Origin of the sequence: Nostoc sp. (assembly GCF_036919495.1) — a bacterium.
Classification (GTDB): Bacteria; Cyanobacteriota; Cyanobacteriia; order Cyanobacteriales; family Nostocaceae; genus Nostoc.
Genome location: NZ_JBALBZ010000151.1, coordinates 1 through 23,584 on the forward strand (window position 1 = coordinate 1; position 23,584 = coordinate 23,584).

Genomic DNA, 23,584 nt, shown 5'->3' on the forward strand with positions numbered 1-23,584 from the left:
TTATTTTATTTATCATTCAATCATCTTTTACAATTATCGATGTCATTTTGGAATCTCCCTTAGTTTTTATTAGTAAATAAGATGCGTTTGCCCTGTTGTCTTCCCTAAGAGCAAGCGAGAAGGGGACTATGATGTACCTCATCCGATTAGGAAACGCTGTTAAGGGGAGCCAGTGTGTTGGGGAACTATATTAGAGTTGACGATCGCAAGAGTTGACGATCGCACCAACACCAGTAGCCCGTAACTCTGTCAACTCCTCTGCCATTGGCTTCCGAACACCTGGCAGTTTCCCTGGAATCATCAACCACAGGTTCTCTGAAATTGGTTGAATTGTTTCTTGCTCCATTGATTCGAGCCTTAGTCTAATCTCAGTACTACAATTTGACGTTGCAATCTTTAGCGAGCAAGTATAAATTCTTTATTCACAGACTCAATCAATTGAGTCACCCGTTCTTTAATCTCATCGCGGACTCTAGGAAAAATTTCTGGTTGTTCTGCTGGATCGTCTAATTGCCAGTCTTCAAATACTTCTCGCATAACCCACTCTGGCGGCAAATTCACGCCACAGCCACACAAAGAAATCACTACATCAAAGTCTTGCGCTTGGAAATCACTCAGGGGTTTCGAGTGTTGATCGGTAATATCGATACCAATTTCTTTCATGGTTGCGATCGCCTCTAGTCTGACGTGACTTGCTTCTAACCCAGAGCTAATCACTTCAATTTTTCCCTTACCAAGGGTTTTAGCAAAGCCTTCCGCCATTTGAGAACGCGCAGAATTCTTTTTGCAGACAAACATCACACGTTTCATGGTTCAACTCCTTTGAATAATTTGACTAAATTTAAAATGTTCTCGATTCAGATGGCGAAAAATAACGTTTTTCAAACCAGAAAGCAACATTAACAAGACCAATCAATACAGGTACTTCCACCAGAGGCCCGACGACAGCAGCAAAGGCAACACCCGAATTAATGCCAAATACAGCGATCGCAGTTGCGATCGCAAGTTCAAAATTATTTCCGGCGGCTGTAAACGCTACACTTGCGGCTCTAGAATAGTCTGTCTTAATCCGCCAAGCCATGTAAAAGCTAACCAAAAACATGATCGCGAAGTAGATGATCATTGGAATTGCAATTTTTATCACATCTAAGGGTATCTGAACGATCAAATTCCCTTTCAAGCTGAACATAACCACGATTGTAAATAACAGAGCAATCAGCGTGATCGGGCTGATTTTAGGCATAAATTCTTCGTGATACCACTGCTTACTTTTCACTTTTACTAAGAAATAACGAGTGAAAAATCCAGCTAAAAAGGGAATACCAAGATAGATAAACACACTTTCAGCAATCTCAGCAATGCTGACATTAACAACACTGCCTTGTAACCCGAATAGTGGTGGCAGTACAGTGATGAAAAACCATGCATAAGGGCTATAAAAGATAACCTGAAAGATACTGTTGAAGGCAACCAATCCAGCCGTATATTCTGTATTGCCTCGTGCCAAGTCACTCCACACAACTACCATTGCAATACAACGAGCTAATCCAATCAGAATCAATCCCGTCATGTATTCTGGATAACTATGTAAAAAGGTAGCCGCTAACGCAAACATCAGAATTGGCCCAATGATCCAATTCTGAATTAGTGACACACCAAGAATTTTTCCGTTGCGAAATACATCTCCTAATTCTTCGTATCGCACCTTGGCTAAGGGCGGGTACATCATCAGAATTAACCCAATGGCGATCGGTATATTCGTTGTTCCTACTTGGAACTGGTTGATAAACCCTTCAACTCCAGGAGAGAAATAACCCAGACCAACGCCGATAGCCATTGCTAAAAAAATCCACAAGGTTAGGAAGCGGTCAATAAAGGAGAGGCGTTTTAAAGTCTTTTTATTCATTACAATTAACCCCATACATGAATGCAGGAGCTTCGAGCAAGAATTTCAGATTATTCAATCCAAAATTGAAAATCTAAAATTCGGTGAGTTATATCAAGAGTATATCTCTATCATTTCAAAAAAAATTGATTTGTCAATCTGTAGGAAACTAGACGTAAACAAAACATTACAAAAAAAATTGATGAATTTTTAAATCTCGCAGGGCGGACGAATAGGCAATATTGGGCTAAAGCGGCGAAATTCTGCTAAATACTGTTCTAGGGCAACAAACTGCGGCAGATTGAGGCTGTAGTAAATCCAGCGCCCTTCTTGACGAGCGCGAACTAAACCCGCTTCTTTTAGGGTTTTGAGGTGAAAAGACAGTTTAGACTGAGTGGTTCCCAGGTGGTCGCACAGGTCACATACGCATAGTTCTTGAGAGCGCAGAAGTTCTAATACTTTAATCCGTAGAGGGTCAGACAGGGCATGAAAGCCAGCAGCGATCGGATCAGGAGTGAAGGTGCTATTAGAAACCATCAACTTTTCTTGAAGTATTTCTTTATGGTAAAGTGTAAATGATGGGTTAACAATACCTTTGTTCTTCCTCTTATTTTGGCTAAGGTATTGTTGAGGAGATCATATTGAACTAGCAGTCTCCCTAGCAGCTTCTCGCAGCCGCTCCACATCGCGCATCGGTGGCGCACCAAAGAGCCGCTTGTACTCCCGATTGAAGTGCGAGGCATCGTCATAACCCACACGGTAGGCAGCACTGCTAGCGTCAAGGCTTTCCCCCAGCATCAGACGGCGAGCTTCCTGGAGCCGCAGTTGCTTCTGGAACTGCAAGGGACTCATTGCTGTGACAGACTTGAAGTGATGGTGAAAGCCAGAAACACTCATTCCCATCTCTCGGGCGATGCTTTCAATCTTGATCGGCTCGTTAAAGTCTTTACGAAGTCGCTCGACGGCTCTAGCGATGTGGTAAGTGTAGCCACCCAGAACTGCAATATGACGGAGCCGATTACCTTGCTCTCCCATCAGAAGTCGGTAAATGATTTCCCGCTTAATCAGTGGTGCGAGAACATGAGCTTCAGCAGGGGAATCTAGAAGCCTGACGAGCCGCACTACAGCATCCAATAGATTTGCATTCAATGGACTTACGTCAATCGCTTTCACATCAGCACGGCTGCGCGAGGGATACCCTGCCTCGGCCATCACTGAGCCAACAAGGGTGGGGTCGAGATCGAGGCGAAGGCTAAGGTACGGTTGCCCCTTTGATGCTTCCAGAATTTGGCTGATAATTGGCAGTTCGACCGTAGCAAGCAGATAATGCATTGGGTCGTACTGATAGCGATCGCTACCCAAAAGAACTTCTTTGTTGCCTTGAGCGATCGCACAAAAGGCAGGGATAGAGACACTATGAAGGCATTCCGAAGGCGAGGAGGAGCGGTTGAAGTGCAAACCTTTGAGTGGCTCAATCGTCCCATCATGAGGAATAGCCTGGGCAATCCGCTCTTTGAGTTCGTCTCTGTTGGCTTGCGCTCTGTCTACCTCGCGCTTTGCCTGCGGGTCGTTCATTAAATTGATATCGAACTTTTCACTCGTTTTGGCAGCGTTCATTTCTAAGTTTGCAGGATTGTACAACAATCTTAGACGATCGTTTTATTGCTTGTCCTTGAAAATGCCTAAGATGAAGCTAAAGCAATGAAAAATGATTTCGGCTTCTTGCAAGCGTCTGGATTTTTATTCAAGAGAAAACTCCGTTTTGATTGGGTAAGGAACTCACCTACTGACAACCAAAATGCCATCAAGGCTAACCTTGCTTCTTAAAAAATTCATCCCTATTGATAGAGAAGCGATAAATGCTCAATCTCTACGATTGGGACAGCCACCCAAATGGCATCAAGTGAAAGGAATTAAGGAAATGGACATTAAAAGAAGTGGCTCACAGCCTTCCGCCAAAGGATCGGCTGAGTATTTTACCGGCACTGTCCGCATTGACCCCCTGTTCGAGGCGCACGATCCAGCACGCACACTTGGTGCCAGTGTCACATTCGAGCCTGGCGCTCGGACAGCATGGCACACCCATCCGTTGGGGCAGACCCTGATCGTGACGGCTGGCTGCGGCCTGGCACAGCGCTGGGGCGGCGCGATCGAGCAAATTCGACCGGGGGACGCGATCTGGTTTGCGCCGGGTGAGAAGCATTGGCATGGTGCCACGGCAACCACGGCTATGACGCATATCGCCATTCAGGAACAGCTTGATGGCAAGACCGTGGACTGGCTGGAAAAGGTCAGCGACGAGCAATACTCCAGCTAATCACCACATCCGGTGGTTTTAAGACCTTGTTAGGCGAAGAATCGAAGGAGAAAAATAGTGACGACGAACGAGAAGGGAAACTACAGAGGAAAGGTTGCGTTTGTGACCGGAGCAGCGAACGGCATCGGTCGAGCTACGGCGCTGGCGTTTGCCAGTGAGGGTGCTAATGTGGTGGTCGCTGACATTTCAGAACAGGGCAATCAAGAAACGGCACACATGATCGAAGAACTCGGCGGACGAGCGATCGCCGTCAAATGCGACGTGACGCGGGCTGAGGACGTGAAGGCAGCGCTGGACAAGACCGTTGAGGCTTTCGGGCGGCTGGACTTCGCCTTCAACAACGCGGGCATTGAGCCGAGGAAGGCGGCTCCGACCGCGGAGTACGAGGAGGAGGAGTGGAACCGGATCATCGACACTAACCTCCGTGGTGTTTTCCTGTGCATGAAGCACGAGATCCCGCTGATCCTCAAGCAGGGAGGCGGCGCGATCGTCAATACGTCATCGGGTGCGGGAATCATTGGCATCAAGGGCAGCCCCGCGTACACTGCCGCGAAACATGGCGTGATCGGACTGACCAAGGCAGCAGCCCTCGACTACGCCGCGCAGAACATCCGCGTCAACGCCGTCTGTCCCGGCTACATCGACACCCCGATGATGGGTCGCTTCACCGGCGGCACGGCCGAAGGGCGCGCGAAGGTGATTGCGGAGGAGCCGATCGGACGGATGGGCAAGCCCGAAGAGATCGCCTCGGCCGTCGTCTGGCTGTGTTCGGACACGGCTGCCTTCGTCGTTGGGCACGCTATGGTCATCGACGGCGGCCAAACGGTGCAGTGATGTTCGTCGCCAACACGATCAAACCATAAACGCACAACATCGCCACCTTCACCGCCAACGGCGATGACTCATATCGCCACTCAGGAGGTACTCGACGGCAAGCCCGTGGACTGGATGGAAAAGATCAGCGACGAACAATAAGCTGTCGCGCATTTAATTTGCACAACTAGGGCGGGCAAGATGCCCACCCCACAAGAGATTCATTTTTTTGAGGATGCAAATTAAAAGATTTTTAGCTTACCAGGACAGATTCAAGACCGACTATAAAGAAACCAGCTTATCTTCCAGATTGGAGCATCAATTTATGTACAACACCAAAGCTTATTCCGCAGTCAGTGAAACATCACCACTAACCTCCACCAAGATCGAGCGGCGCGATCCAACCGAACACGACGTGCAGATTGAAATCCTCTTCTGCGGCATCTGCCACTCCGATCTTCATTCGGTGCGTAACGAGTGGAGCAGCTTCACGTCTACTGTCTACCCAATTGTTCCCGGTCATGAGATTGTCGGCCGTGTCACTAAAGTCGGCTCGGCAGTTACGAAGTACAAGCCCGGCGACCTTGCGGCGGTCGGCTGCATGGTTGACTCGGATGCCACCTGCCCGCATTGCAGGGATGGTCTTGAGCAGTTCTGCCCGAACATGACCCAAACCTTTAACTCCCCGGACAAGCACCTCGGAGGCGTGACATACGGTGGCTACTCCGATAGCATCGTCGTCGATAAACGCTTCGTTCTGCGCGTTCCCTCCAACCTCGATCTCGCTGGATCTGCGCCGCTCCTCTGCGCCGGAATCACAACCTACTCGCCCATGCGCCACTGGGGCGTCAGCAAGGGCAAGAAGGTCGGCGTGGTTGGTCTTGGCGGACTGGGCCACATGGGCGTGAAGTTCGCCCGTGCGTTCGATGCCCACGTCGTCGTCTTCACCACCTCGCCTAACAAGAAGGAAGACGCACTCCGCCTTGGTGCCGATGAAGTGGTCGTCTCCCGCAACGCCGACGAGATGCAGAAGCACACAGGCAGCTTCGACTTCATCCTCGACACCATTTCTGCCGATCACGACATCAACGCCTATCTCAACCTGCTCACCCGCGATGGCAATATCACCCTTGTTGGCGCACCCGCAAAGCCCCTGGATATCTCGGCATTCAGCCTGATCATGGCGCGCCGCAGTCTTTCCGGCTCTATGATCGGCGGCATCGCCGAAACCCAAGAGATGCTCGATTTTTGCGGCAAGCATAACATCACCGCCGATGTCGAAGTCATTCCTATCCAGAAGGTCAATGAAGCCTACGATCGCTTGCTCAAGTCCGATGTGAAATACCGCTTCTGTATTGATATGGCATCCCTTAAATCTGCATAACCGAGGTGTAACCTCGAAGGAGTAACAATGCAAAAGCGCAAACTTGGAAACAGTAATCTGGAAGTCTCGGCTATTGGGCTGGGCTGCATGGGGTTGAACTATGCTTACAGCCATACCCTCGACAAGCAAGAAAGTATCTCCCTGCTCCAAGCCGCAGTGGAGCGTGGCGTCACCTTCTTTGATACCGCCGAAATGTATGGGCCATTCACCAATGAAGAATTAGTGGGCGAAGCGCTCAAACCCTACCGCGATCGCATCGTCATTGCCACGAAGTTCGGTATCAAATTGAAAGACGGCAAACAGGTGCAGGACAGTCAGCCATTCGGAATCAGGGAATCCGTAGAAGGTTCGCTGAAACGCTTAAAGACCGACGCGATCGATTTGTACTATCAGCACCGTGTGGATACCCAAGTGCCGATCGAAGACGTAGCTGGAACCATCAAGGATTTGATCGGTGAAGGCAAAATCAAACATTGGGGGCTTTCAGAAGCGGGTGTACAGACCGTGCGCCGGGCGCACGCAGTCCAACCGTTAACTGCCGTTCAGAGTGAGTACTCCCTGTGGTGGCGGCGACCGGAAGAAGCCCTGTTGCCTGCCCTAGAAGAGCTAGGGATCGGTTTTGTGCCATTTAGCCCTCTGGGTAAAGGCTTCCTGACGGGCAGTATCAGCAAGGACGCAAAATTCGACAAATCCGACTTCCGCAGCATTGTTCCCCGGTTTAAGCCGGAGGCTCTTGACGCTAACCAGTCCTTGGTGGATTTGTTGAAAGAGGTGGCAAACCAGAAGAAAGCTACAGCAGCGCAAATCGCCCTGTCCTGGATACTGGCGCAAAAACCGTGGATTGTGCCCATTCCCGGCACAACCAAACTGAGCCGCTTGGAAGAAAATATTGGGGCAGCAGATATCGAACTGACGCAGGACGAGTTGAAGAGCATCGACGAGGCATTGGCGCAAATTCCAGTTGAAGGCGATCGCTATCCAGAAGAGTTGGAAAAGCGCACGGGATTATAGACGGAATCGCCGACCATAGAACTTTAAGCCAAATAAGGAGGTGCGGATGACAAATACACAGCAGAAGGAATCTGTAAGGATAAGTGAAGCGGCACATAAAAACCATGAAGAACTGTTTCCAAACCACAAATCGACCCTAAAAGTAACCGACCCTGAACTGATCGAAGTCTTTGACAACTTCGCTTTCGACGAAGTAATTGCTGAGAGCAAGCTGGATACAAAGACAAGGGTGATGCTGATTCTGGCATCTATCATTGGCAGCCAGGCAGTAAGCGAATACAGGGTTATGGTGGACGCTGCTCTCAATGTCGGAGTAACGCCGATTGAAATCAAGGAGATCCTGTATCAGTCAGTACCCTACGTGGGTATGGCGAAAGCATTTGACTTCGTTCATGCTACTAATGAAGTGATGTCCAGCAGGGGCATTCAATTACCTTTGGAAAGGCAATCGACCACCAGCGCGGAAACACGTTACGACAAAGGGCTGGCAATACAAAAAGCTGTGTTCGGCGAGACGATCGATCAAATGTATGAGCGATCGCCCAAAGACCAACTGCACATTCAAAGGTTTTTGTCTGCCAATTGCTTTGGCGATTATTACACCCGCAATGGCTTAGACATCAAAGTAAGGGAGCTGATCACACTGTCTATCCTCATTGCTCTGGGCGGGGTTGAATCACAGATAAAGGGGCACATTCAAGGCAACCTGAATGTCGGAAACGGCAAAGAGATCCTGCTGGATCTGATTACACAATTATTACCCTGGGTGGGATATCCCCGAACACTGAATGCGTTGAAATGCCTGAATGAAGTGGCGACGGAGTAATGGCGACGATAACGAGCAATGAACAATACAGGGCTTAATTAAGTTTGATTAAAAGGAAAATAATTATGAGCAAAGTCTGGTTTATCACAGGCGCTGGTAGCGGCATCGGAACTGGAACCGCCAAGGCAGCATTGCAAGCCGGTGACCGTGTAGTGGCGACTGGCCGAAACCTCGACAAAGTGCGTAATGCCTTGCGCGATGTTGCAAGCGAGAATCTTGCATTTGTCCAGTTGGACGTTTCCGACGAGGTAGAGGCGAAAACAGCTGTCGAGGAGGCGGTGAAGCAGTTCGGTCGTATCGACGTTTTGGTTAACAATGCGGGCTACAGTCTGCTTGGTAATTTTGAAGAGATGACCACAGCCGAGATCGAACGCCAGTTTGCGACGAACTTCTATGGTGTAGTGTACGTCATGCGTGCCGTGCTGCCGATTATGCGTCAGCAGCAGTCAGGTCACATCATTAACATTAGCTCTGTTGCTGGCGTTGTCGGGTTTAAGCACTGTGCTGCCTACGCCGCATCAAAGTTTGCGGTCGAGGGTATCTCACTGTCGGTTGCGGCCGAGGTCGAGGGGTTCGGCATCAAGATCACGCTCGTCGAACCGGGCTTCTTCCGCACGGATCTTCTGGATGACCGGAATGTTAGATGGCCTAGCAACGCCATCGAAGACTATGCCGCCGAGGGCAACGTTCAGGATACTTGGTCGGTCTACAACGGCACGCAGCAGGGTGACCCAGCAAAGTTGGGCGATGCTCTGGTCAAAATCACCGGGATGGAGAATCCGCCGAAGTTGTTCGTTGCCGGAAGTGATGCCCTTGCCATGATCGCGCCGGCTGTCGAGGAACGGTTGCAGGCGACGCGCGCCCATGAAGAGCTATCGAAATCAACAGACGGTTCGTTCTAGCGATCGCGCAAGAAGCACGATCATCAAATCCACGGCCATGATGCACATCGCCATTCAAGAACAGCTCGACGGCAAGACCGTGGACTAAATGGAACAAGTCAACGCCGAACAATACCAGACCGGATCGTAGAGAAAGACAGTTCCGACCTTTAATTCACCTTTAAATCAAAGACAGGAGTTCAAAAAATGCAAAAGCGCAAACTTGGAAATAGCAATTTAGAAGTTTCGACTATCGGGCTTGGCTGTATGGGAATGAGCTTTTCTTATGGCCCGCCCAAAGACACCCAGGAGATGACCTCTCTTCTTCGGGCTGCTGTGGAACGCGGCGTTACATTCTTTGACACTGCCGAGGTCTACGGCCCGTTCTTGAATGAAGAGCTTGTGGGCGAAGCCCTCGCCCCCTTCCGTGGGCAAGTGGTTATTGCCACCAAATTCGGATTCGACATCAGTCCGAATTCCGATCCCCGTGGCATGAAGGGTTCACCCGGGCTGAATAGCCGACCGGAGCATATTAAGGAAGCCGTGGAGGGTTCGCTCAAGCGACTGAAGGTCGAGACAATCGACCTCCTCTATCAGCACCGGGTTGACCCGAATGTGCCGATCGAAGACGTTGCAGGAGCAGTGAAGGAACTAATTCAGGAAGGTAAGGTGAAGCATTTTGGACTCTCGGAAGCAGGAGTGCAAACGATCCGTCGCGCCCACGCCGTTCAGCCGGTCACTGCTCTCCAGAGCGAATACTCACTGTGGACGAGGACTCCTGAGAAGGAAGTGATACCGACCCTTGAGGAACTCGGAATCGGCTTTGTCCCGTACAGTCCATTGGGCAAGGGCTTTCTCACTGGCAAGATGGACGAAAGCACAACCTTCGACAGTTCCGACTTCCGCAGCACCCTGCCTCGCTTCACTAAGGACGCTCTCAAGGCGAATCAGTCCCTGATTAATCTGCTCGGCAGCATCGCAGAACAGAAGCAGACTACACCTGCTCAAATTGCGATCGCCTGGCTCCTTGCCCAGAAGCCGTGGATTGTTCCGATTCCAGGCACCACGAAACTGCATCGCTTGGACGAAAACATCGGGGCCGTCTCAGTCGAACTCACGCCCGACGATCTGCGTGACATCGATGATGCCGCCTCCAAGATTACGGTGCAAGGCGCTCGGTACCCTGAAAAGTTGGAGCAAATGACCGGTCGTTGAGCGGCAAAAATTTGTTCTCTGGTTCAATTGCCGCATCGTCGTAGCCTCTCGTAGAGTTGCCCCGTCCTTCTTTGTCCAGCTTGAACTGGGGCGGAGTACAAGCTTCGTCTCAGCTTTTCTCCCTGCCCCCTTGCCTCTTTTGACAGGTTTATAGTCGATTCTTAGTTGGAATCACAATCATCGAGAAATAGGGTACTTTATCTGGATCAACTTCATCTAGGGGTATGATGCGTTGCTGTGATGTTGATGCCCGCTCAATATATCTTGCCCGTGATGCTAGCCCTAATTTATGCAGGATATCTCGTACTTTGGTAAAATGACGACCTAGCTTCATAATTGCGGCTGCATCGGTCATTAGCAGATGTGTAGTCAGTTCTTCTGCTGGCAATGGCGCGGGTAAGACTGTGAGGATATCGGTGTAGTAGGTGAAAGGTACACCCAAGGCTACCGGACAAGCCATCAACGAAGAAACTCCGGGGACAACTTCTGTTTCGTACTGGTCACATAACCGCGTGAATAGGTACATGAACGAACCATAGAAAAATGGATCGCCCTCGCATAGTACCACGACATCTCGACCGGCTGCTAAATGGTCGGCGATTGGTTCAATTTCTTTATCATAAATAGACTTGGCCTTTTCTGGCTCCAAGGCGCGGGGGAGGTGAAATAACACCTCAATTTGATTGCCAGGAAGATACTGCGCCACGATCGCTCTAGCAATACTTTCTTTATCTGTGGCTGATTGATAGGCTACCACAGGAGCCGCACGTAATAACCGCAGCGCTTTCAAAGTCAATAATTCGGGATCGCCTGGGCCGACACCAATTCCATAGAGACGACCTTTGGTTTTCATATTCATTCTTCCTCCATTGCCAGGGCGTTAACTGCTGCGGCTGCGATCGCACTCCCACCGCGCCGACCGTGTAAGGTCAAAAATGGTACATTTCTGCTGTCTGCTGCCAATGCGGCTTTCGATTCGGCTGCACCGACAAAACCAACTGGAAAGCCTAAAATTACAGCAGGTTTCGGCACTCCTTCATCGAGCATTTCTAACAGCCTAAACAGTGCTGTGGGCGCATTACCGATTGCGATCACCGATCCTTCGAGGTGCGATCGCCATAATTCTAAAGCTGCCGCCGACCTTGTAGTATTTAGACGCTGGGCAATTTCTGGCACTTCTGGCTCGTTGAGGGTACAGATAACTTGATTATTTGCAGACAACCGCCGCCTGGTAACGCCATCGGCAACCATCCGGCAATCGCACAAAATTGGCGCTCCTGCTGCTAGTGCTGCCCTAGCAGATTGTACTGCTGTTGGTGAATATCCCAAGTCAGCGACAATATCCGTCATACCACAGGCATGAATGAGACGTACAGCAACTTTTGCTACATCTGGTGGCAGCAGAGATAGGTTTGCTTCTGACCGGATTATTGCAAAAGAATTGCGGTAAATTTCGTTGGCATCTCGGATGTAGTCGGGCATTCGATTTGGGATTTTAGATTTTGGATTTTGGATTGATTTGTTAATTAATCGCAGAGACGGAGAGCAGCCAGTGCGTTGGGGGGGTTCCCCGACTTGTACCTCCTACGAGGAAGCAAGCTACGCTCTTAGCGTTAAGGCAGGGTAGCAACTGGCGCAACACAGAGGAAGAGAAACAGATTTCTAAGTATTTATTAAATTCATGATTTATGCAAAATACCTCTCAAACTCTTATTTCTCCGTGTTCTCTGCACCTATGTGGTTCGTCGATTTTTCATTACCTGTATGTATTGCATATCGATTAGCAAATTCCCCAAAGGACTCATCAGAATTTAGGCGTTGAATTTTATATACACATAGCATCTGCTCTATTAATGCAGGTAGTTCAGCAAAAGTTACATATTGATATAGTTCACGTCCGAATTTCTCATTGCTGTCACCAACATAAACGTGATAGCCCTCCACTGTTCCGTTGTCATCCTCAATGCTGACACCAAGCAGAGTAATATCACTCTTGCTATGCTGGGCGCAGGATTTTTCGCAGCCGCTAAAGTGGATATTAACTGGACAATCCAGAGGAACACGAGTTTCAAGATACTTTGCCAATGCCAACGCATGACTTTTGGTGTCCGTGGCAGAAGCGGTGCAACCCTTTTTTCCAGAACAGGCAACTAATGCACTCTTGATATTGGTTGCTAAGGAATCTAATCCTAAGAAAGCAATTTCACTTTGGACATCAGCAATCCATTGCTGAGGAATATCTGTTATCAGCAAATTTTGCCAAGGAGTTAACCTAAGAGTGCCGCTACCGTATTTCGTTGCTAAATCTGCTAAACCCCTCATCTGGCTACTCTCCAGTCGCCCAAGGGGTAAGACTACACCAATGTAAAATAAGCCTTTCTGACGTTGGAGATGGATGCCAATATGCTTATGTTTCCCTCCTCTTTGTAAAATAGTAGAGAATTCCTGCCCCTTCCCTATTAGGGGGGTTAGGTCTTTTCTTGCTTCACTGTATAAAAAAGAAAAAGGTAGACGCTGTTCAACTTCCTGGAGATAATTTTCACAATCTAAAGTATTCAATAACTCTAAAAGACGTAGCCGACGCTTACTTGTAGTATTAGTATGAGCTAGATAAACCTCTGCCAAAGCTGCCAAGACGGGCAAACATTTTTCTGGTGATAACAAAATTCCCATATCGCTGGGCGGTTGACCTTTTGCACCTACACTGAGATAGAGGCGGAAGTAAACATTACCGTCAACTAAGACAGCAGCAAATAAGATATCATTCAAGCGATCGCACACCCGAATTATCCCACCACCATCAAAGCAAACGCTAAATTTTGCCGACAGTCCCGAAAGCGCCGGATGTGCAGCAATATAATCATCCCAATCTCGGACAAAAGGGCGAGTGTCGATTAATTCTACCGGGTCGATACCAGCAGTAGGGCTAGTCATAATATTACGGATGTGGTCTATAACAGGATTACGAGAACCTAGTCCCATATCCTGTAGATGTTTCAGAACCTCAGCATTTATCCCCGTGCGGATTTCACGGACTTGTAGATTAGCTCGATTAGTCACATCTACATAGCCGCCACCGTGCTGTTCTGCTATATCTGCGATCGCACGGCACTGCTGACTACTAATAATTCCACCTGGTATTCTAATGCGAGATAATATACCATCGGCGGCGGGTGTAGCATAAAACAAGCCAGGACAAGTGGCAAATCCAGAAAGCAAACTTGGAACTCCTTCCCCGTGCAACGCAGGGAGTATACAGTGAGTGTGTCTTGAGGACATCTTGAGGTTGGCATTCTGACTTGGGCGATCCCATTACAGCTGCGGCACAGTCCCGGAATTTCACCGGAGTTTCCCAACTCCAAGCTTTAGTAATTTAGCACGAGAACGTGGTCATAAACTTTAATGCTTCATATTTTGAATCAACCTATCCACGCCCAAAGATGTAAGTTCGACGGCTCATATAGTAACCGCCTAATTAGTTTAATAAAAAAACCTCTCCCTGGTTTTACGTAGTAAAACCGTCCCTCTTCGACTCGGAGAGGGAGGGACTTGAACGAAAAACATAATTTTGAGCGACTTTCCAATAGCGGGAGAACCGCTTGAGGTCAATATAGCCATCATAGTCAAAAAATGTTTCTACTTCTAGCACTTGGACTGCTATAGAACCCTCCATTTGATTGCAGATATCATCAAATCGGGGACTCGGACTGTTAGCTGTGATAACTAAATTCGCCTCATGTTCTTGAGCAAAAGCTAAAATTTCTTGTGCCATATCACCACGACGGATAACAACAGGTAACTCCAGCAAGCATTCGTAGATAAAAGCGATGCGTTTGAGACTCAGTTGCCATTCCTCTATCAAAGCCTCGTCCCAAACCCAGATAGCTGGGGCATCGGGATATTTTTGTAGTACGGGGTTGTATGGACTGAGGCAATCTCCATGCACCCAAATAATTGGTTTTGTCATTTGTCATTTGTCATTTGTCATTGGTCATTTGTCAAGAGTTATTATTCTCTTCCTTGTCCCCCTTGTCCTCCCCCACTTCCCCTGCTCCCCTTCCCTTTTTTATCATGCTGCCAACTTTGGCTATTAGCTTGTTTGCTAAATTCCCTTTTAGGAAAAAGTCTCTGTTCTAATTCTTCATAGCTGCCTTCAAAATCACAATGGCCGTAAAGCGGACATTTCTGGCAATAAATGCCTTCGGTGTAGCGTTCTAAGTTCTCACGATTGAAAAAATACGGTTTCTGACTAAAGGTGCTGGCAACCCACTGCCATGACATATTATTACTAGCAGGATCTCCATCTAAAAGGTGTTCAAGAAACCACTTAGCTCCTACTTGCCAACGACTACGCCGCCAATGGACAATGTAAGCTGCTAGCCACATCCGGGCGTGGTTATGTAAATAGCCAGTTTCTTTCAATTCATGGCTAAAACTGTCGATGCAAACTCTACCTGTGGTTCCTTGTCTGATATCTTGCGGCAATTCGGGTGCATATTCAGCCACAGTGTAACCAGTTTTGTACTCTTCCTGGTCTTTCCAGATTCCATCCCCTAACTTGACATATAACCGTTGCCAGTAGTCGCGCCAGCCTAACTCGTTAATTAGTTTAGTAGCATCGTTTTGGTGCTGTACCCGTTCTAGGACATAATCTCGAATTTCTCGCAAACTCAAAACGCCATAGCGGATGTAAGGCGAAAGTCGCGTCACCGCACCTGTGAAAAAATTACGTGTTTGCGCGTAGCTTACTGCATCGATTTGTTGCAATGGTTTCTGTGCAGCTTTGCGTCCCCCCACGGTTTCACTGATGTGGTCATCGCGTTGTGCCGCATCTGGGAATTGTTCGCGCAGGTAGGCTACCAACTCATCACGGTTGGTAAATTCGCGTTGCATATCTTTAGTCATGTGAACTTTGAAGAGTGAGAATAAATAAAAATACTTGTAGGTTAAGTCATTATTATGGCGGATAAATATAGGGATTTCCAAGAAAATGAACCGCAGAGGCGCAGAGGACACAAAGAGATGAAGAAGAGACAGGATTGTTGTATGAGATGTTTGGATATTTTTTAATTTGGAAATTCCATAAGCGATCGCTCTCAACCTGATGGGAGAAGTTTAAATATGAAAGATAGCACTCCATGTATCAAAGCTAATGTTTTCTTATTGCATTTCAGCATGACAGCATTATGACAAAATTATGACAAAATCATGGCTAATTTATATGTCTGACGATAGAAGACTTGAGAACAAGGATAAAGCTAGCTTTTCTCTAGTAAAAGCAAATAAATTGAAAAAATTAGTGGAGGAAAATGAATATACAACTTCAGAACTTATTAATAAATTTAATGGCAACATCCCTTGATGATTCCTTAATTGATTGGCAATCCGAAAACCTTTTAAAGGTATTAATTTTTGTTTTTATATTTTTTATAGCACTGGCAATAAATATTATTAGTACTAAAGTGGAACACGCAATTATATTTGCTTTGGTATGCACACTCATTTCTGGAGCTTTTCTGATAATTAAATAATCATAAGTTTCAACGCAACTACAACTGGAATAATTTATTTAAAGTTTTGCATCCGTAATCTGGCTTCTGCTGCATAAACTCTCACAAAAATACTCAACTGAGTTACTTATCTCAAAAGAGTATTTACTTTTATAAGTATCAACTTTTACCAAAACTAACTCAAGAATAGGAAAAGGGATAAAACAATAATTTTAGACAGTGATGATTAATAGCGATCGCTCAATCTATGTACAATTCTAAAGCGGTCGCAATCTCTCACACTTCCATCATGAGCAACATTCCCCAAGTCGGACAACCAGCGCCAGATTTCTCCACCCCTGACCAAAATGGCAATTCAGTCACTCTCGACAATCTCAGCAGTCAGTGGATTGTCCTCTACTTCTACCCCAAAGATGACACACCCGGTTGTACCACCGAAGCGAAAGATTTCACCGAGTTGTATCAAGACTTCAGCGCACTGGGAGCGAAAATCTTAGGCGTTAGTCCCGATTTGGGTAAGTCCCATTGTAAATTTATCAGCAAACATAACTTGTCAATCACCCTCTTGAGTGACCCAGAACATATTTTGGCAGAAGCCTACGGCGCTTGGCGCTTAAAAAAATTTATGGGTAAAGAATATATGGGTGTTGCTCGCTCAACTTTCTTAATTTCACCTGATAAAATTATTGTCTATGCTTGGCCGAATGTGAAAACCAAAGGTCATGCTCTGGCAGTTTTAACTAAATTACGGGAATTAGCAGCTATATGAAAGAGTAGTTGCTGCTGGGTGTTTTTTTTGCTATAACCTTGCGATTAAGTATTTGAATTCATAGAATTGAGTTCACATCGTCTAGGGAGTTCGTATGGATTCTAATTCAAGGTTAGAGTATCTCTATATTGAAGTAAGAAATTAAACTTCTCGCCAGTTAAAACTAATATGGTTCAAGTCATCCAAGCTCATAATGTCAGCCATGCTGATTTAGAAGCAAGATTTGGTCTTCAACAAACTGAAAGTGAAGATTTCTTTACAGAGTGGTTCGATACTTTACCAGAAATTACAGATTTAGAAAAGCAAGATTTAGACAGAGTAAAACTTCATTTTCTCCGTTTAGTCAAACGTCTTCCTTTGTCAGAAGAAACGGTGAAATTAGTAGTTTTATCTCCTTTACTCAATTTAGCTGGATTTTATGATGAGCCTTTTTATATAAGAGGTGAGGAATCAATAGAAATTTCTGCGGAAGATGAAGGAGAAATCATTAGAGGTAGAATTGATGTTTTAGTTATTCAAGAACAATTCTGGTTGTTAGTAATTGAATCTAAAAGGTCTAGCTTTTCTCTTTTAGAAGCCGTACCTCAAGCACTTGTTTATATGCTGACTAATCCTAATCAAGACAAACCTACTTTTGGATTAGTAACAAATGGTAGTCATTTCATTTTTGTAAAACTGACTAAACAAAATATACCAAAGTATGCGTTGTCTGATGAATTTACGCTGTTGAAAAGAAAAAATGAGTTGTATCAAGTTTTAAGTGTATTAAAAAATTTGAGTCAAAGTTTGAGTTAATAATTATGTCTATTCGTCCTATATACCTTGATTGCCACGCTACTACAGCCGTAGATGAACGGGTATTAGCAGCAATGCTCCCCTACTTCACAGAAAAATTTGGTAACCCATCTAGTATCGGTCATGTTTACGGTTGGGAAACAGAAGCTGCTGTTAAGCAAACGCGAGAGATTTTAGCAGGAGCAATTAACGCTACTCCTGAAGAAATTGTTTTTACCAGTGGTGCAACAGAAGGGAATAATTTAGCTATTAAAGGTGTTGCTGAAGCTTATTTTAAAAAAGGTCAGCATATTATTACTGTTGCCACTGAACATAATGCAGTTATTGATCCTTGTAATTATTTAAAAAGTCTCGGTTTTGAAATTACTATTCTGCCCGTCCAACAAAATGGATTAATTGATTTAACTGAGTTAAAAAAAGCTGTCCGTCCTGAGACGATTTTAGTATCGATAATGGCTGCAAATAACGAAATTGGTGTGTTGCAGCCTTTGGCAGAAATTGGGGAAATGTGCCATGAACAAAACATCATTTTCCACACCGATGCAGCCCAAGCTATTGGTAAAATTCCCTTAGATGTGCAAGCGATGAAAATTGACTTGATGTCGCTGACAGCACACAAAGTATATGGCCCAAAGGGAATTGGGGCGCTGTACGTCCGCAGGCGTAACCCTAGAGTGCAACTAGCTCCCCAGCAGCACGGCGGCGGACATGAACGAGGGATGCGTTCTGGGACATTGTATACACCGCAAATAGTTGGCTTTGGGAAAGCTGTAGAAATCGCTTTGGCTGAACAAGCAACAGAAAACCAACGCCTCACCCAGTTAAGGCAAAGCTTGTGGTCACAGCTTTCCCAACTTGAAGGAATTCATGTCAACGGACACCCTCAACAGCGATTGGCGGGAAACTTGAATATCAGCGTTGAGGGGGTGGATGGAGCCGCACTTTTGCTAGGATTGCAGCCAGTAATGGCGATTTCTTCTGGTTCTGCTTGCTCATCGGCAAGTACAGTACCTTCCCATGTTCTGACAGCACTGGGAAACTCTCAACAGCTAGCTTATGCCTCAGTGCGGTTTGGGATTGGACGGTTTAATACCCAAGAGGAAATCGATATTGTGGCAAAACATGCGATCGCTACCATTCAAAGTTTACGCAAAACCTCTTTTATGGATTCTCGCCAAGGAAAGCGCCAATCTGATCTAGCTCCTGCTGATTGAGGCGAAATTCCCCAGCAGCGATAATTCCTTCCACCTGCTTGGGATTGCGTGCGCCAACGATCGCAGCTGTCACCGCCGGATTGTTTAAAGTCCAAGCGATCGCTACCTCACCGGGGGAGCGATCGTGTTGCTTACCAATATCCTGTAACACCTCCACCAACTTCAAGTTACGAGATAAACGTGGCTCCTGAAATTCACTGCTATTCCTGCGCCAATCATTATCTGGTAAATTCGCAACCCGCTCAGATGTCATCTTTCCTGTAAGCAAGCCAGATTGCATCGGTGAATAAACAATCACACCTATGTTGTTTTCCTGACAAAAAGGCAGAATCTCGTTTTCGACATCGCGCTTAACCAGTGAATAAGGCGGTTGCAATGAGGTAACTGGGGCAATCTTTTGGATACGTTTCAACTGTTCTACATTGAAGTTTGAAACCCCGATATAGCGAACCTTGCCCTCATCCTTGAGCTTGGAGAGAGTCGTCCAGCCTTCTTCAATTTCTGACTCTGGGTTAGGCCAGTGGATTTGGTAGAGATCAATGGTTTCAATATCGAGTCGGCGCAAGCTGGCTTCAACTTCCCGCCGCACAGAATCCGCTTTCAGACTGCGACCAATTTCGCCCTTTTCATCCCAGATCATTGAACATTTAGTGAAAATGTAAGGGCGATTAGATCGACCCTTGAGTGCCTTAGCAACAACTTCCTCCGAATGTCCCAGACCATAGATAGCTGCGGTGTCAATCCAATTAACGCCCAGATCCAGAGCGCGATTGATCGCTTCAATCGATTCTTGATCATCCTGCGCTCCCCAACCAAAAGCCCATCCACCTCCACCGATCGCCCAGGCTCCAAAGCCGATTGGGGTAATGTGAAGCTCCGAATTACCGAGCTGTTTGGTTTGCATATCTATTATCTCCAAGAATTTTTGAGTCAATTGCTAGTTTAGGTTGCAAATATTTTCTCAACCGCTATCTGAAGTGTGAATGACTACTCGAGAAAACACAAGAGTAAATCACTACTTATGTAGGATTACTAAATCCTGAATGTTGTGTTGATACAGACTACTTATACATTAGTACAGCACGGCGTAAATCCAGCTACTATCTCAATTAGGACTTACGCAAAAACTCTCTCAAACTCTTCTTCGTGTCCTTTGCGTCTATGCGGTTAGTTTTTTCATAATTTTGCGTAAGTCCTATCAATTAACAAGTGGCTCAATTCCCTTGTCTTCCGGCACAGTGTACTAGACTTGCTCGAAGATAGAACAATTGTCAGTGTTTATCAAAATAGAGAAGTAATATGTCAGAAGATTTAAAAGGTAAAGTTGCGCTAATCACTGGTGCAAACAAAGGTATTGGGTATGAAATCGCACGCCAACTAGGTTCTAGAGGCGCTATTGTTCTTGTTGGTGCAAGAGATATAAAACGTGGTGAAGAAGCGGCGAATAAACTTCGTTTAAATGAGATCGATGCCCGATCAGTTCAACTTGATGTCACCGAGCAAAAAACAATCGATTCTGCGGCTAAACAAATCGAGAGCGAATTCGGAAAACTTGATATCCTTGTAAACAATGCTGGGATAGTAAGCGATGGCGATGCCTACGGCGGTAAACTACGCCTTCCACCCAGTCAAGTTGATATTGAAACACTGCGACACACTTATGAAACGAATGTATTTGGAGTGTTTGCAGTTACAAAAGCCCTGTTGCCACTTTTGAAGAAGTCAACAGCAGGGCGAATAGTTAATATATCAAGTGGTTTAGGTTCTCTGACTCAGAACTCCGATCCAAATTATGAGTTCGCTGATTCTAAGCCTCTTGCATATAACTCATCAAAGACAGCAGTAAATGCGCTCACAGTTCTGTTGGCTGCTGAACTTAAAGATACCCCAATTAAAATTAATGCTGCTGACCCAGGTTTCACAGCAACTGACATTAATCAATACCAAGGATACCGTACTGTTGAGCAGGGAGCGATCGCAGCAGTGAGACTTGCCACTCTACCTAATGATGGTTCTAGCGGAGGCTTTTTTGATGAGGATGGCGTGGTTCCCTGGTAGAAAGTAGGGGGGCAGGGGGAATAGCGTATGAGGCTTTGAACTCCGTTAATGGGGCTTTGAACTCCGTTAATGAGGCTTTGAACTGGATGAATCCACCTTTTATCTCCGTTCATCCAGCTTGTCTGCTTGTCCTCTTTTTCCCACTCCCCATTCCCCATTTAATATGGATTTGAATCAATCCGTCCCCTCTTAACACTCCTGAGATAATACCCAGAAGTTGGTCTGTTTCTCAAATTAAAGGTATCGCCACTGCGAACTTTCCAAATTTTGTAATTGGAAAAGGTCAAAGGCGTTCGGGGTTCACATACTTCCGGTATATGATTGCCAAGTACAAAGTAAGCGTCACCCCTACCCATAACTTTCACCAAACCGTTTTTATCCACAAGAACTGATGTACTTTCACTAACCGCTATGCCTAAAATACTGCTAGCTACACCGTCTTTAATTTGACGGGCAATGAAAGCCATAATTCGACCCATTCTTTGCCGCCTGTCGAAGTGCGTATCTACGATGGTTCCCTTCAAATTACTCCAATTGAAAAAGTTGTAAGTAAAAGTAATGTCTCGGTAGGGATCATCTAGTGCATCTCTAGTTTCAATGCCTTTTTCAGAAGAAGCACAAGCATCATAGACACAATCACTTTGGATCATTGCACCCGCACTGGTGCCACCAATACCACCTCCCTTAAGGTAAACTGACTTAACGGCAGCCTCAAGCTTGGTATCTTTCCAGTTGCGGATGTATTGACATTGGTCGCCGCCAGCAAAGAAAATCACATCAGCATTTCTGACTTTTTCATAAATCTCAGCTTTATTTGCTTCTTCTCTATTGCGAATCAGAAGAGTTTCCACAAAGTTTACGCCTTTCATGGCATAAATTAGCCGATTGTAATCGTGATTACCATTGGTGCGGAGAACTACAACATTAACTCTAGTGCCGGAGTTACTACCTCCCCTAACTTGGTTGATCATCCACTGGATTGCATCATCCACATCGGGGCCACCCCCACCTAAAGTAATGACTGGGCCCGCTAAGGAAGGTCTAGCATTGTCGAAAGAGGGAGAGGGGGAAGGGGAGGGGCGGACATCAACAGTGTCACCCAGGAAGTAGCGTTTCCAGCTTGCAATAAAACGGGTTATTAGGAAGGTTCCCATCTTCAACAACTTGATTCCTATATTTTTCAAGCGCCTTGCTATGCTTGGGAATGCCTTTGTCATATTAAGCTTCTGGAGCAAACTGCAATTATTGCTAGGCTGTTACGCACTTTAATTGCTTATTTCTCCGTGAAAATCGTCCTTTGTCATTAGTCATTTATCAGTTGTCTTTTATGAATAATCAATGACAAATGACAGTTTTAACGAAAAAATCTGCAACTTAAACGCGTACTAGCTTAACTCTGGCACTAGAGAGGGTAGAATTTCCAGCGTACAGGGCTTGTACTGTTTGTTAACTCAAAATAACGCGGAGTAATCATTTATTCTCTGCTCTACTCTGGGAAAATCCCCACATTACTTATAAATTTTAGATCCCCGACTTCTTCAAGAAGTCGGGGTTCTTCTATGCTTACCAGGCAATTTGCGATCGCTCTTGTACAACTCGCTGATATACTTCTTCAGTTTGCTTGGCTAATTTTGGCCAGCTAAACCGTCGCTTTAAATCCTCATAAGCGTTATCCACCATCCATTGCCGATATCCGGGATTTTTCAAAACCTCTAAAATTCCCCAAGCTAAAGAATCGGGATTGTTCACCCAAGTCACAATGCCTGTTTTGGTATGTTGCACTACTTCTGGTAAACCACCTGTATTAGAAACTACTACCGGAACACGAGAAGCAAAGCTTTCTAAAGCCACAATCCCAAAAGGTTCGTAAAGACTAGGAAATACCGCACAGTCAGCGACAGTTTGGAATCTATCTAAGTATTGATCGGAGAGAAAACCTGTAAAATAACAATGATGCCAAATTCCCAAATCCCAGGCTTGGCGCTTGAGATGGTCAGTATTGCCGCCACCAACAATTACAAATTTAACGTTACCTCCCATTTGCGAAAGGATCTTAGGTGCGGCATTGAGCAATACAGATACACCCTTTTCGTAAGTCATGCGACCGAGGTAATAAACGATTTGCTCGTTGTCTGTGGCGAATTGGCGGCGAAAATTCAGAGCATGAAAATCTACGTTATGCTGTTTTTTTTCGGCTCGGATACCGTTATAAATGACATCGATTTTCTCCCAAGGACTGTGTAGCGCTCGTTCTACTTCTTGGCGCATATAGTCGCTACAAACAATAATCCGCCAAGCGTTGTAAGCCAGCAAGGTTTCTTTGCCATTTATATAACCTTGAATATCTGTGTGAATACCGTTATAGCGTCCGTATTCCGTAGCGTGAATTGTGGCAATTAGTGGTATTTTGAAACTATGCTTGAGTGCGATCGCAGCATCTCCTACCAACCAATCATGGGCATGAATTAAATCAAAAGGCCCTTCCTCTAAAATCAACTTACCACCATGATCTCCCATACTTAAGTTGAGATTGACTACCCAGTGGAAAAAGTCGTTACTATGTGCCACTGGCACTCGATGCACCTTTATTCCCTCAACCACTTCATACATCGACGCATGACCAAACTCTGCTGTAATTAAGTGGACTTCATGCCCTAGCTTTACCAGTTCCGGGTATAATTCCGCTACATGCCGCGCAATTCCCCCAATAATCCTTGGTGGAAACTCCCAACTCAGTACCAGTATCTTCATCTGCTAGATTCCCCGACGCTTTACAAATATCTAAAAAATTACATTTACCTAAAAATACAAGGGTGGCAAATATAGTGAGTATGTTTACTAAAATTTTGAGATTTTTTAACAGTTATTTTGTTAAAGCTTATCAAAGGTTATCAACTGTGGGCTAG

General features: G+C 46.0%; 24 protein-coding genes and 1 riboswitch. Of the genes, 11 read left to right on the forward strand and 13 right to left on the reverse strand.

Translation table 11 applies throughout. From position 1 onward, the window contains the following. Positions 1-190: 190 nt before the first annotated feature. From V7K25_RS21615 to V7K25_RS21635, 5 genes are all read right to left on the reverse strand, one after another. Positions 191-346, reverse strand: a complete 156-nt coding sequence (locus V7K25_RS21615) for a hypothetical protein (protein ID WP_335160505.1) — start codon at positions 344-346, stop codon at positions 191-193. Positions 347-396: 50 nt separating this feature from the next. Then, entirely contained in the window at positions 397-810 is a 414-nt protein-coding gene (gene arsC / locus V7K25_RS21620) for an arsenate reductase, glutathione/glutaredoxin type (protein WP_335160506.1), read from the reverse strand. A 31-nt stretch (positions 811-841) separates the two neighbouring features. Continuing rightward, complete coding sequence (gene arsB, locus V7K25_RS21625; RefSeq protein ID WP_335160507.1) at positions 842-1,906, reverse strand: ACR3 family arsenite efflux transporter; 1,065 nt, start codon at positions 1,904-1,906, stop codon at positions 842-844. A 189-nt stretch (positions 1,907-2,095) separates the two neighbouring features. Further along, positions 2,096-2,422 carry an ArsR/SmtB family transcription factor gene (locus tag V7K25_RS21630; protein WP_335160508.1) on the reverse strand — a complete coding sequence of 109 codons (327 nt, stop codon included), beginning with the start codon at positions 2,420-2,422 and terminating at the stop codon, positions 2,096-2,098. A 99-nt stretch (positions 2,423-2,521) separates the two neighbouring features. Then, positions 2,522-3,502 (reverse strand): AraC family transcriptional regulator, encoded by a 981-nt coding sequence (locus V7K25_RS21635; RefSeq protein ID WP_335160509.1) that lies wholly within the window; start codon positions 3,500-3,502, stop codon positions 2,522-2,524. Between the two features lie 181 nt (positions 3,503-3,683). On the opposite strand from V7K25_RS21635, the gene V7K25_RS21640 reads away from it, so the two are divergent. From V7K25_RS21640 to V7K25_RS21670, 7 genes are all read left to right on the forward strand, one after another. Continuing rightward, positions 3,684-4,202 carry a (R)-mandelonitrile lyase gene (locus V7K25_RS21640; protein WP_335160510.1) on the forward strand — a complete coding sequence of 173 codons (519 nt, stop codon included), beginning with the start codon at positions 3,684-3,686 and terminating at the stop codon, positions 4,200-4,202. A 57-nt stretch (positions 4,203-4,259) separates the two neighbouring features. Continuing rightward, positions 4,260-5,036, forward strand: coding sequence for an SDR family oxidoreductase (locus V7K25_RS21645; RefSeq protein WP_335160511.1), 777 nt, complete (start codon positions 4,260-4,262; stop codon positions 5,034-5,036). 304 nt (positions 5,037-5,340) lie between these two features. Then, complete coding sequence (locus tag V7K25_RS21650) at positions 5,341-6,399, forward strand: NAD(P)-dependent alcohol dehydrogenase (protein WP_335160512.1); 1,059 nt, start codon at positions 5,341-5,343, stop codon at positions 6,397-6,399. 27 nt (positions 6,400-6,426) lie between these two features. Continuing rightward, the gene (locus V7K25_RS21655) at positions 6,427-7,410 is read left to right on the forward strand and encodes an aldo/keto reductase (protein ID WP_335160513.1); all 984 of its coding nucleotides are present in this window, start codon (positions 6,427-6,429) and stop codon (positions 7,408-7,410) included. 46 nt (positions 7,411-7,456) lie between these two features. Further along, positions 7,457-8,236 carry a carboxymuconolactone decarboxylase family protein gene (locus V7K25_RS21660; RefSeq protein ID WP_335160514.1) on the forward strand — a complete coding sequence of 260 codons (780 nt, stop codon included), beginning with the start codon at positions 7,457-7,459 and terminating at the stop codon, positions 8,234-8,236. Positions 8,237-8,301: 65 nt separating this feature from the next. Continuing rightward, positions 8,302-9,138, forward strand: a complete 837-nt coding sequence (locus V7K25_RS21665) for an SDR family NAD(P)-dependent oxidoreductase (RefSeq protein WP_335160515.1) — start codon at positions 8,302-8,304, stop codon at positions 9,136-9,138. Between the two features lie 186 nt (positions 9,139-9,324). Continuing rightward, positions 9,325-10,332, forward strand: a complete 1,008-nt coding sequence (locus tag V7K25_RS21670) for an aldo/keto reductase (protein ID WP_335160516.1) — start codon at positions 9,325-9,327, stop codon at positions 10,330-10,332. Between the two features lie 148 nt (positions 10,333-10,480). Here V7K25_RS21670 and V7K25_RS21675 read toward each other — a convergent pair whose 3' ends face one another. The 5 genes from V7K25_RS21675 to V7K25_RS21695 all read right to left on the reverse strand — a co-directional run bounded on the left by V7K25_RS21675 (position 10,481) and on the right by V7K25_RS21695 (position 15,237). Then, complete coding sequence (locus V7K25_RS21675) at positions 10,481-11,185, reverse strand: precorrin-2 C(20)-methyltransferase (protein ID WP_335160517.1); 705 nt, start codon at positions 11,183-11,185, stop codon at positions 10,481-10,483. Positions 11,186-11,187: 2 nt separating this feature from the next. Continuing rightward, positions 11,188-11,814 (reverse strand): precorrin-8X methylmutase, encoded by a 627-nt coding sequence (locus tag V7K25_RS21680; protein ID WP_335160518.1) that lies wholly within the window; start codon positions 11,812-11,814, stop codon positions 11,188-11,190. Between the two features lie 228 nt (positions 11,815-12,042). Beyond that, positions 12,043-13,611 carry a precorrin-3B synthase gene (cobG, locus tag V7K25_RS21685; protein ID WP_442948104.1) on the reverse strand — a complete coding sequence of 523 codons (1,569 nt, stop codon included), beginning with the start codon at positions 13,609-13,611 and terminating at the stop codon, positions 12,043-12,045. After that, a riboswitch (adenosylcobalamin-variant (AdoCbl-variant) riboswitch) is annotated at positions 13,612-13,701 on the reverse strand. It lies immediately after the preceding gene. A 136-nt stretch (positions 13,702-13,837) separates the two neighbouring features. Next, positions 13,838-14,299, reverse strand: coding sequence for a hypothetical protein (locus tag V7K25_RS21690; protein ID WP_335160520.1), 462 nt, complete (start codon positions 14,297-14,299; stop codon positions 13,838-13,840). A 41-nt stretch (positions 14,300-14,340) separates the two neighbouring features. Beyond that, entirely contained in the window at positions 14,341-15,237 is an 897-nt protein-coding gene (locus V7K25_RS21695) for an FAD-binding domain-containing protein (RefSeq protein WP_335160521.1), read from the reverse strand. Positions 15,238-16,131: 894 nt separating this feature from the next. Between V7K25_RS21695 and bcp the strand changes: the two genes are divergently transcribed. The 3 genes from bcp (at position 16,132) to V7K25_RS21710 (ending at position 18,620) form a co-directional block, all read left to right on the forward strand. Then, the gene (gene bcp / locus V7K25_RS21700) at positions 16,132-16,611 is read left to right on the forward strand and encodes a thioredoxin-dependent thiol peroxidase (RefSeq protein WP_335160522.1); all 480 of its coding nucleotides are present in this window, start codon (positions 16,132-16,134) and stop codon (positions 16,609-16,611) included. A gap of 168 nt (positions 16,612-16,779) precedes the next feature. After that, positions 16,780-17,406, forward strand: a complete 627-nt coding sequence (locus tag V7K25_RS21705) for a restriction endonuclease subunit R (protein ID WP_335160523.1) — start codon at positions 16,780-16,782, stop codon at positions 17,404-17,406. Between the two features lie 5 nt (positions 17,407-17,411). Further along, on the forward strand, positions 17,412-18,620 hold the full coding sequence (locus tag V7K25_RS21710; protein ID WP_335160524.1) for a cysteine desulfurase family protein: 1,209 nt from the start codon (positions 17,412-17,414) through the stop codon (positions 18,618-18,620). On the opposite strand, the gene V7K25_RS21715 is transcribed toward V7K25_RS21710, so the two are convergent. Continuing rightward, entirely contained in the window at positions 18,568-19,524 is a 957-nt protein-coding gene (locus tag V7K25_RS21715; protein WP_335160525.1) for an aldo/keto reductase, read from the reverse strand. The two genes, V7K25_RS21710 and V7K25_RS21715, sit on opposite strands and share 53 nt — an antisense overlap. 395 nt (positions 19,525-19,919) lie before the next feature. Here V7K25_RS21715 and V7K25_RS21720 point away from each other — a divergent pair, with 395 nt between their 5' ends. Next, a complete protein-coding gene (locus V7K25_RS21720; RefSeq protein WP_335160526.1) occupies positions 19,920-20,678 on the forward strand; it encodes an SDR family oxidoreductase in 759 nt (252 codons plus the stop codon). Positions 20,679-20,836: 158 nt separating this feature from the next. Here the strand turns inward: V7K25_RS21720 and V7K25_RS21725 are convergent, their stop codons facing one another. After that, positions 20,837-21,895, reverse strand: a complete 1,059-nt coding sequence (locus V7K25_RS21725; RefSeq protein WP_335160527.1) for a cyanophycinase — start codon at positions 21,893-21,895, stop codon at positions 20,837-20,839. A 346-nt stretch (positions 21,896-22,241) separates the two neighbouring features. Continuing rightward, positions 22,242-23,429, reverse strand: coding sequence for a glycosyltransferase family 4 protein (locus V7K25_RS21730; RefSeq protein WP_335160528.1), 1,188 nt, complete (start codon positions 23,427-23,429; stop codon positions 22,242-22,244). Between the last annotated feature and the right edge of the window lie 155 nt (positions 23,430-23,584).

Excerpts from the sequence above, each read along its gene's own strand:
- V7K25_RS21615 (WP_335160505.1), bottom strand. The coding sequence starts at position 346 with ATGGAGCAAGAAACAATTCAACCAATTTCAGAGAACCTGTGGTTGATG.
- arsC (WP_335160506.1), bottom strand. The coding sequence starts at position 810 with ATGAAACGTGTGATGTTTGTCTGCAAAAAGAATTCTGCGCGTTCTCAA.
- arsB (WP_335160507.1), bottom strand. The coding sequence starts at position 1,906 with ATGAATAAAAAGACTTTAAAACGCCTCTCCTTTATTGACCGCTTCCTA.
- V7K25_RS21630 (WP_335160508.1), bottom strand. The coding sequence starts at position 2,422 with ATGGTTTCTAATAGCACCTTCACTCCTGATCCGATCGCTGCTGGCTTT.
- V7K25_RS21635 (WP_335160509.1), bottom strand. The coding sequence starts at position 3,502 with ATGAACGCTGCCAAAACGAGTGAAAAGTTCGATATCAATTTAATGAAC.
- V7K25_RS21640 (WP_335160510.1), top strand. The coding sequence starts at position 3,684 with ATGCCATCAAGGCTAACCTTGCTTCTTAAAAAATTCATCCCTATTGAT.
- V7K25_RS21650 (WP_335160512.1), top strand. The coding sequence starts at position 5,341 with ATGTACAACACCAAAGCTTATTCCGCAGTCAGTGAAACATCACCACTA.
- V7K25_RS21655 (WP_335160513.1), top strand. The coding sequence starts at position 6,427 with ATGCAAAAGCGCAAACTTGGAAACAGTAATCTGGAAGTCTCGGCTATT.
- V7K25_RS21660 (WP_335160514.1), top strand. The coding sequence starts at position 7,457 with ATGACAAATACACAGCAGAAGGAATCTGTAAGGATAAGTGAAGCGGCA.
- V7K25_RS21665 (WP_335160515.1), top strand. The coding sequence starts at position 8,302 with ATGAGCAAAGTCTGGTTTATCACAGGCGCTGGTAGCGGCATCGGAACT.
- V7K25_RS21670 (WP_335160516.1), top strand. The coding sequence starts at position 9,325 with ATGCAAAAGCGCAAACTTGGAAATAGCAATTTAGAAGTTTCGACTATC.
- V7K25_RS21675 (WP_335160517.1), bottom strand. The coding sequence starts at position 11,185 with ATGAAAACCAAAGGTCGTCTCTATGGAATTGGTGTCGGCCCAGGCGAT.
- V7K25_RS21680 (WP_335160518.1), bottom strand. The coding sequence starts at position 11,814 with ATGCCCGACTACATCCGAGATGCCAACGAAATTTACCGCAATTCTTTT.
- cobG (WP_442948104.1), bottom strand. The coding sequence starts at position 13,611 with ATGTCCTCAAGACACACTCACTGTATACTCCCTGCGTTGCACGGGGAA.
- V7K25_RS21690 (WP_335160520.1), bottom strand. The coding sequence starts at position 14,299 with ATGACAAAACCAATTATTTGGGTGCATGGAGATTGCCTCAGTCCATAC.
- V7K25_RS21695 (WP_335160521.1), bottom strand. The coding sequence starts at position 15,237 with ATGACTAAAGATATGCAACGCGAATTTACCAACCGTGATGAGTTGGTA.
- bcp (WP_335160522.1), top strand. The coding sequence starts at position 16,132 with ATGAGCAACATTCCCCAAGTCGGACAACCAGCGCCAGATTTCTCCACC.
- V7K25_RS21705 (WP_335160523.1), top strand. The coding sequence starts at position 16,780 with ATGGTTCAAGTCATCCAAGCTCATAATGTCAGCCATGCTGATTTAGAA.
- V7K25_RS21710 (WP_335160524.1), top strand. The coding sequence starts at position 17,412 with ATGTCTATTCGTCCTATATACCTTGATTGCCACGCTACTACAGCCGTA.
- V7K25_RS21715 (WP_335160525.1), bottom strand. The coding sequence starts at position 19,524 with ATGCAAACCAAACAGCTCGGTAATTCGGAGCTTCACATTACCCCAATC.
- V7K25_RS21720 (WP_335160526.1), top strand. The coding sequence starts at position 19,920 with ATGTCAGAAGATTTAAAAGGTAAAGTTGCGCTAATCACTGGTGCAAAC.
- V7K25_RS21725 (WP_335160527.1), bottom strand. The coding sequence starts at position 21,895 with ATGACAAAGGCATTCCCAAGCATAGCAAGGCGCTTGAAAAATATAGGA.
- V7K25_RS21730 (WP_335160528.1), bottom strand. The coding sequence starts at position 23,429 with ATGAAGATACTGGTACTGAGTTGGGAGTTTCCACCAAGGATTATTGGG.